This window comes from Aestuariivirga sp. (assembly GCF_020252395.1).
Lineage (GTDB): Bacteria > Pseudomonadota > Alphaproteobacteria > Rhizobiales > Aestuariivirgaceae > Aestuariivirga.
In genome coordinates, this window is sequence record NZ_JADCDB010000030.1 from 123,251 (window position 1) to 129,455 (window position 6,205).

Genomic DNA, 6,205 nt, shown 5'->3' on the forward strand with positions numbered 1-6,205 from the left:
CAAAGGGCAAGGAGATTTCTCCATGACGGGTTCCGGTTTTGACGTTCTCTGCATCGGCAACGCGATCGTCGACGTGATCGCGCGGGTGGAAGAGGATTTCGTTTCACGCCACAGGCTGGTCAAGGGGTCGATGAACCTGATCGACGAGGCCCAGGCCGAAGAACTCTATGCCGACATGGGCCAGGCCAGGGAGTTATCGGGGGGATCCGCTGGAAACACGGCTGCGGGCGTCGCTTCGCTGGGCGGCAGGGCGGCCTATTTCGGCAAGGTGCGGGCCGACCAGCTGGGAGCGATCTTCCGGCACGACATGCAGGCCCAGGGTGTTGCCTTCGGCACCGCCCCCGCCTCCGATGGCCCCGCCACAGCCCGCTCCTTCATTCTGGTGACGCCCGACAGCGAGCGCACCATGAACACCTATCTCGGCGCCTGCGTGAACTTCACCACAGCCGATGTTGACCGGAACGTCGTCGAGGCGGCGCAGGTCACCTATATGGAAGGCTACTTATGGGACCGGCCCGAGGCCAAAGAGGCTTTCAAACTGGCAGCCAGAATCGCGCGGGCCGCGGGCCGCAAGACCTCGATCACGCTGTCGGACTCATTCTGCGTGGAGCGTCACCGTGACAGCTTCCTGAACCTCATCCGCAACGACATTGACATCGTCTTTGCCAATGAAGCCGAGATCAAGTCGCTCTACCAGAGCCAGAATTTCGATGGCGCGGTGAAGGCGATCGCCGCCGATTGCCCCATCGCCGTGGTGACGCGTTCCGAGAAGGGCTGCGTGGTGGTGAAGGGTAGCGAGGTTCATGCGACGCCCGCGCATCCTGTGAGCAAAGTCGTCGACGTCACGGGGGCGGGCGATCTCTTCGCCGCGGGCTTCCTCCGGGGCTTTACCAAGGGCAAGACACTCTACGAGTCGGCGCGGCTCGGCTCCATGGCGGCGGCCGAAGTGATCTCGCATATTGGCGCGAGGCCCGAGGTGAAACTCCGGGAGCATGCCGAGAAGCTCGGGCTGTTATAGTTTTCTCAGGAAGACGCTGCGGATGAAGTGATCCGCACCCTTGCGCAGAACGAGGTCGGCGCGTGGGCGCGTGGGGAGGATGTTCTCACGCAGGTTTACCAGGTTTATGGTGTCCCAGATGCGGGTTGCCATCTCGCGCGATTCCCCGTCGGAGAGGGTCGCATAGCGGTGAAAGTAGGACTTGGGATTGCGGAAGGCGCTGTCCCGCAGGGTGAGGAAGCGCTCGGTGTACCAGGTCTTGAGGTCCGCCGTATCGGCATCGATGTACACCGAGAAATCAAAGAAGTCCGAGGTGTTCGGAATGCCGCGGCCATCGCGCGGGGGGCGGCCCGTCTGCAGCACGTTGACGCCCTCGACAATGAGAATGTCCGGCTGATCGATCACCGCGCGCTCGTTCTTCAGCACGTCATAGGTGAGATGCGAATAGAGCGGCGCTGTCACATTGCGCTTGCCAGCCTTGATGTCGGAAAGGAAGCGGAGGATCGCCGGGAGGTCATAGCTTTCGGGGAAGCCCTTGCGCGTCATCAGCCCTTCGCGCTCGAGAATGGCGTTCGGCAGCAAGAAACCATCGGTGGTGACAAGATCGACCTTCGGGTGTTTCGGCCAGCGCGCCAGCAGTCTCTGCAGGATACGCGCCGTCGTGCTTTTGCCCACTGCCACGCTGCCCGCCATGCCGATCACATAGGGCACCTTGCGTTCGCTCAAGTGAAGGAAGTTGTTGGTGGCGCGGAATAGGCCCTGAGTAGCCGCCACATAGAGATTGAGCAAGCGCGACAGCGGAAGATAGATGGTTTCGACCTCCTCGAGGTCGATGCGATCATTGAGGCCGCGTAGTTCGTCAAGGTCCTTCTGCGTCAACGTCATCGGCGTGTCGGCACGCAGGGCCGACCATTCCTCGCGCGAAAATCGGCGGAACGGAGAGACTTCCTTGACGAGTTCTTCCATGGGTCAATCCTTGGGCCTGGAGGCCTTCTCGGCAAGGCCGCCCACGCCCTGGCGGCGCGCAAGTTCGGCCATGACGCCCGACAGCTTCACGTCCGAAGCGGCGAGCAGCACGAGCAGGTGATAGAGGACGTCGGCGGCTTCGGCCGCGACATGCGTCGTGTCGCGCAGCACCGATGCAAGCGCCAGCTCGACGGCCTCCTCGCCGAACTTCTTGGCGCATTTTTCAACACCCTGTGAAAGCAGTTTCGCGGTATAGGAGTTTTCGGGCGAGGCCTGCTGACGCTGAGTCACCTCATCCGCGAGTGCGGCGAGAACATCAAGCCGATGATCAGTCATGAGCTGCGTCCCCGCTGAGCCGCATGGGGATGCCGGCGGCGGAAAGATAGTGCTTGGCTTCACCGATGGAATAGGCGCCGAAGTGGAAGATGGAGGCGGCGAGCACTGCCGCCGCATGTCCGTGGCGGATGCCGTTGACGAGGTGTTCAAGCGTGCCGGCGCCACCTGACGCGATGACGGGCACGGACACCGCGCCGGCGATGGCGCGGGTCAGTTCGATGTCGAAGCCCTTGCCGGTTCCATCCCGGTCCATGGAGGTAAGCAGGATTTCGCCGGCGCCGAGCGACGTCACCTCCCGGGCAAACTCCACCGCGTCGATGCCGGTGGAATTGCGGCCACCATGGGTGAAGATTTCCCATTTTCCGGGCGACATGAATTTGGCATCGATCGCCACGACGACGCATTGTGACCCGAACTTCTCCGCCGCCTTCCGCACGAAGTCGCGGCTGGCAACGGCCGCCGAGTTGATCGAGACCTTGTCGGCGCCCGCCAGGAGCAGCTTGCGGATGTCCTCCAGCGTGCGCACGCCGCCCCCAACGGTCAGCGGCATGAAACAGGCTTGCGCCGTGCGCTGCACAACGTCGAAGATAATGCCGCGGTTCTCGTGGGTTGCCGTGATGTCCAGAAAGCACAATTCGTCCGCCCCGGCAGCGTCATAGGCCTTTGCGATTTCCACCGGGTCACCGGCGTCGCGCAGATCGACGAAATTGACTCCCTTGACGACGCGGCCGTCTTTCACGTCGAGGCAGGGGATGAGACGTGCCTTGAGCATCAGCGGGCCTCCTCGAAAAGGCGCAAGGCCTCAGCGACGTCGATCCGGCCATCATACAGAGCGCGGCCGGAAATGGCGCCTTCGAGAATGCGGCAGTCCGGCTGCAGCAGACGGTGGATATCGTTCATCGAGGCCAGCCCTCCGCTGGCGATGACAGGGATCGGAACCACGCGTGCAAGCTCGAGTGTGGACTCGATATTAAGACCCGTGAGTACGCCGTCACGGTCGACATCAGTGAAAATGATGGCGGCGACGCCTGCATCAGCAAAACGCCCAGCAAGATCGATGGCGGTCAGGGTCGAGGTTTCAGCCCAGCCTTCGACGGCAACCCGGCCGCCCTTGGCATCGATCCCGACAGCAATCCGCCCGGGAAACAGACGGCAGGCCTGCCGCACCAATGCCGGATCACGCAACGCCGCGGTGCCAAGGATTACCCGGCGGATTCCCTTGGCGAGCCACGCCTCGATCTGGCCGAGGCTGCGGATGCCGCCACCGAGTTGAACCGGCAATTTCACCGCTTGGAGGATGGCATCCACCGGGGCGGCATTCACGGGCTTGCCCTCGAAGGCGCCGTTCAGATCCACGAGGTGCAGCCACGCGAATCCCTGTTCCTCGAAGCTCTTCGCCTGGGCGGCAGGGTCGTCGTTGAACACGGTTGCCTGGGCCATGTCGCCCAGCTTCAGGCGGACGCACTGGCCATTCTTCAGGTCGATCGCGGGAAACAGGATCATGGCCGCCACTTCAGGAATTTGGCGAGAAGGGTGAGCCCCAGCGTCTGACTCTTTTCCGGGTGGAACTGGGTGCCGGCAAGATTGTCACGGCCCACCATGGCAGTGACTGTCTGGCCGTGCTCCGTCGTGGCGATGACGTCGAGGCTGCGCTGCGCGTCGAGATGATAGGAATGGACGAAGTAGGCATGAAACCCATGCTCGCCAAGAGGAATGCCCTCGAGCAACGCATGCGGACGCACCTGGTCCAGCGTGTTCCAGCCCATGTGCGGGATCTTGAATGAAGGATCGCGCGGCATGATCGGCGTGACGTTACCTGGAATCCAGCCGAAACCCTCGGTGATGTCATGCTCGAGCCCACGGGAGGCCATGAGCTGCATTCCCACACAGATTCCGAGGAAAGGCTTGCCCTTGTTAACCGCCTCGTCCTGCAGAGTTTGCCACAGACCGGGCACGGCCATGAGGCCGTTGCGGCAATCCTTGAAGGCGCCGACGCCGGGCAATACGAGGCGTTCCGCCCGGCGCAGCACCTGGGGGTCCGAGGTGACTTCGATCATTGTCGCAATACCGCTGTCGCGCGCGGCGCGTTCGAAGGCCTTGGCGGCGGAGTGGAGATTGCCGGACCCGTAATCGATGATGGCAACGCTCACGATAGCGCCTCACACGTTCCCAAAGATGCCCAGCGTGTCATGGGAAGGCGCGCGCAGGCGCGCCGATGAAGGCTCCAGTGCGGAGGACGCCCGGCCTGCGAAATAGACGAGCTCCGCCGCTTCGGCAGTGCTGGCCTGGATGAGGCCGCTGCGGCGATAGCCGGCGCGCTCAAGCGACGCCACCTGCAGTGCCCGCGCCTCGAAGGCAAAGACGAGAGCGATGCCGAACTGCAGCAGAGCTGCAAAGCCAGAGCCGAGGAGATCCAGATTGGTAGCGACGGTCAGTGCGGAGGTGAGTGCAAACAACAGAGCGGCCACCAGCCACATGCGGCGCCACAGCGCCCACACGAAGCCCAGGGCAAGCGCGCCCCAGGAGAAGCCTTCGGACACGAAAGCCACACGCTCCGGCTTGCCGTCAGGTGACTCGAGAGCGGTAAATATCTTCATTGGCCTGCCAGCGTTCCCTTGGTGGAGGGAATCCTGTCCTTCTGCCGCGGGTCGATTTCAATTGCTTCCCGCAAGGCGCGCGCCAATGCTTTGAAACAAGATTCCGCGATGTGATGGTTGTTGTCGGCGTAAAGCGTCTCGATATGCAGCGTGACGCCGGCATTCATCGTGAAGGCCTGGAACCATTCACGCACCAGCTCGGTGTCAAAGCCGCCGATCTTGGGCGCGGTAAAATTCACCTTCCAGACGAGGAAAGGGCGCCCCGAAACGTCGATGGCGGCCCGCGTCAGGGCGCCATCCATCGGCAGGTGCAGGCTGGCGTAACGGCTGATGCCCTTCCGGTCGCCCAGCGCCTTGGCCACAGCCTGGCCGATTGCGATGCCGGAATCCTCGGCAGTGTGATGAAAGTCGATGTGGAGATCGCCCTCTGCCTTGAGCGTAAGGTCGATCAGAGAATGCCGGGACAGCTGTTCCAGCATATGGTCGAGGAAGCCCACGCCGGTCGCTACGTCGTACCTGCCGCTGCCATCGAGGTCGATGGTGGCGGAAATGCGGGTTTCGGTGGTCTTGCGGTCGATCGTGGCCTTGCGCATGGCGGGGGCTGGTCCAGCTGGGTGAATTCCGGGCTCTTAGCAGATGCAACAGGAATTGGCCAAGGCTGGCTTTTCTTTAAGGCCCGGCAGGCCTACATGAGCGGTCAGCAGTTCTTAAGGACCCCTCCCATGGCAGAGACCGCAACTTGGCACGGCACGACCATTCTCTCGGTCCGGAAAGGTGGCAAAGTGGTGATCGCCGGCGATGGGCAGGTGAGCCTTGGCCAGACTGTCATCAAGGGCAATGCCCGCAAGGTGCGCCCGCTGGGTGCGGGGCAGGTGATCGGCGGTTTCGCAGGCGCAACGGCTGACGCAATGACGCTGTTCGAGCGTCTGGAGTCGAAACTGGAGCAATATCCAAGCCAGCTGACCCGCGCCTGCGTGGAGATGGCCAAGGACTGGCGCACCGACCGCTATCTCCGCCGCCTCGAGGCGATGATGATCGTCGCCGACAAGTCGGTGACCCTCGTTCTCACCGGCACGGGCGACGTGCTGGAGCCGGAAAAGGGTATCATTGCCATCGGCTCTGGCGGCAACTATGCGCTCGCCGCGGCCCGGGCGCTTGCTGACAGCGACCTAGAGCATTTTCACGCTTAGCGGAATCGCGGATTTTCTTAGGGCCTGTTTGGTGATTCAGTGTTCATGTTGATTCGGCATGGAGACCTGCGATGGGAGTTGCCTATTCTCAAGATCTGCGTGAACGTGTTCTGAGCGTC

8 protein-coding genes and 1 pseudogene are annotated in these 6,205 nt (G+C 62.6%); 2 read left to right on the plus strand and 7 right to left on the minus strand.

Going from position 1 to position 6,205, the window contains the following annotated elements:
• Positions 1–22: 22 nt before the first annotated feature.
• Complete coding sequence (locus tag IOC82_RS14300) at positions 23–1,018, plus strand: adenosine kinase (RefSeq protein WP_290546873.1); 996 nt, start codon at positions 23–25, stop codon at positions 1,016–1,018.
• On the opposite strand, the gene coaA is transcribed toward IOC82_RS14300, so the two are convergent.
• The 7 genes from coaA to hisB are packed head-to-tail and all read right to left on the minus strand — an operon-like array spanning position 1,013 to position 5,489.
• Positions 1,013–1,963 carry a type I pantothenate kinase gene (gene coaA / locus IOC82_RS14305; protein WP_290546874.1) on the minus strand — a complete coding sequence of 317 codons (951 nt, stop codon included), beginning with the start codon at positions 1,961–1,963 and terminating at the stop codon, positions 1,013–1,015. The two genes, IOC82_RS14300 and coaA, sit on opposite strands and share 6 nt — an antisense overlap.
• A gap of 3 nt (positions 1,964–1,966) precedes the next feature.
• A complete protein-coding gene (locus tag IOC82_RS14310; RefSeq protein ID WP_290546875.1) occupies positions 1,967–2,299 on the minus strand; it encodes a phosphoribosyl-ATP diphosphatase in 333 nt (110 codons plus the stop codon).
• Positions 2,292–3,071 (minus strand): imidazole glycerol phosphate synthase subunit HisF, encoded by a 780-nt coding sequence (gene hisF, locus IOC82_RS14315; RefSeq protein WP_290546876.1) that lies wholly within the window; start codon positions 3,069–3,071, stop codon positions 2,292–2,294. The genes IOC82_RS14310 and hisF overlap by 8 nt, the downstream gene beginning before the upstream one ends.
• A complete protein-coding gene (hisA, locus tag IOC82_RS14320; RefSeq protein WP_290546877.1) occupies positions 3,071–3,802 on the minus strand; it encodes a 1-(5-phosphoribosyl)-5-[(5-phosphoribosylamino)methylideneamino]imidazole-4-carboxamide isomerase in 732 nt (243 codons plus the stop codon). Before hisA ends, hisF begins: the two co-directional genes overlap by 1 nt.
• Entirely contained in the window at positions 3,799–4,449 is a 651-nt protein-coding gene (hisH, locus tag IOC82_RS14325; protein WP_290546878.1) for an imidazole glycerol phosphate synthase subunit HisH, read from the minus strand. Before hisH ends, hisA begins: the two co-directional genes overlap by 4 nt.
• A 9-nt stretch (positions 4,450–4,458) precedes the next feature.
• On the minus strand, positions 4,459–4,896 hold the full coding sequence (locus IOC82_RS14330) for a DUF2628 domain-containing protein (protein ID WP_290546879.1): 438 nt from the start codon (positions 4,894–4,896) through the stop codon (positions 4,459–4,461).
• Positions 4,893–5,489 (minus strand): imidazoleglycerol-phosphate dehydratase HisB, encoded by a 597-nt coding sequence (hisB, locus tag IOC82_RS14335; protein WP_290546880.1) that lies wholly within the window; start codon positions 5,487–5,489, stop codon positions 4,893–4,895. Before hisB ends, IOC82_RS14330 begins: the two co-directional genes overlap by 4 nt.
• Positions 5,490–5,618: 129 nt before the next feature.
• Between hisB and hslV the strand changes: the two are divergent.
• Positions 5,619–6,074 (plus strand): annotated as a pseudogene (hslV, locus tag IOC82_RS14340) (ATP-dependent protease subunit HslV); the annotation flags it as partial.
• Positions 6,075–6,205: the final 131 nt, after the last annotated feature.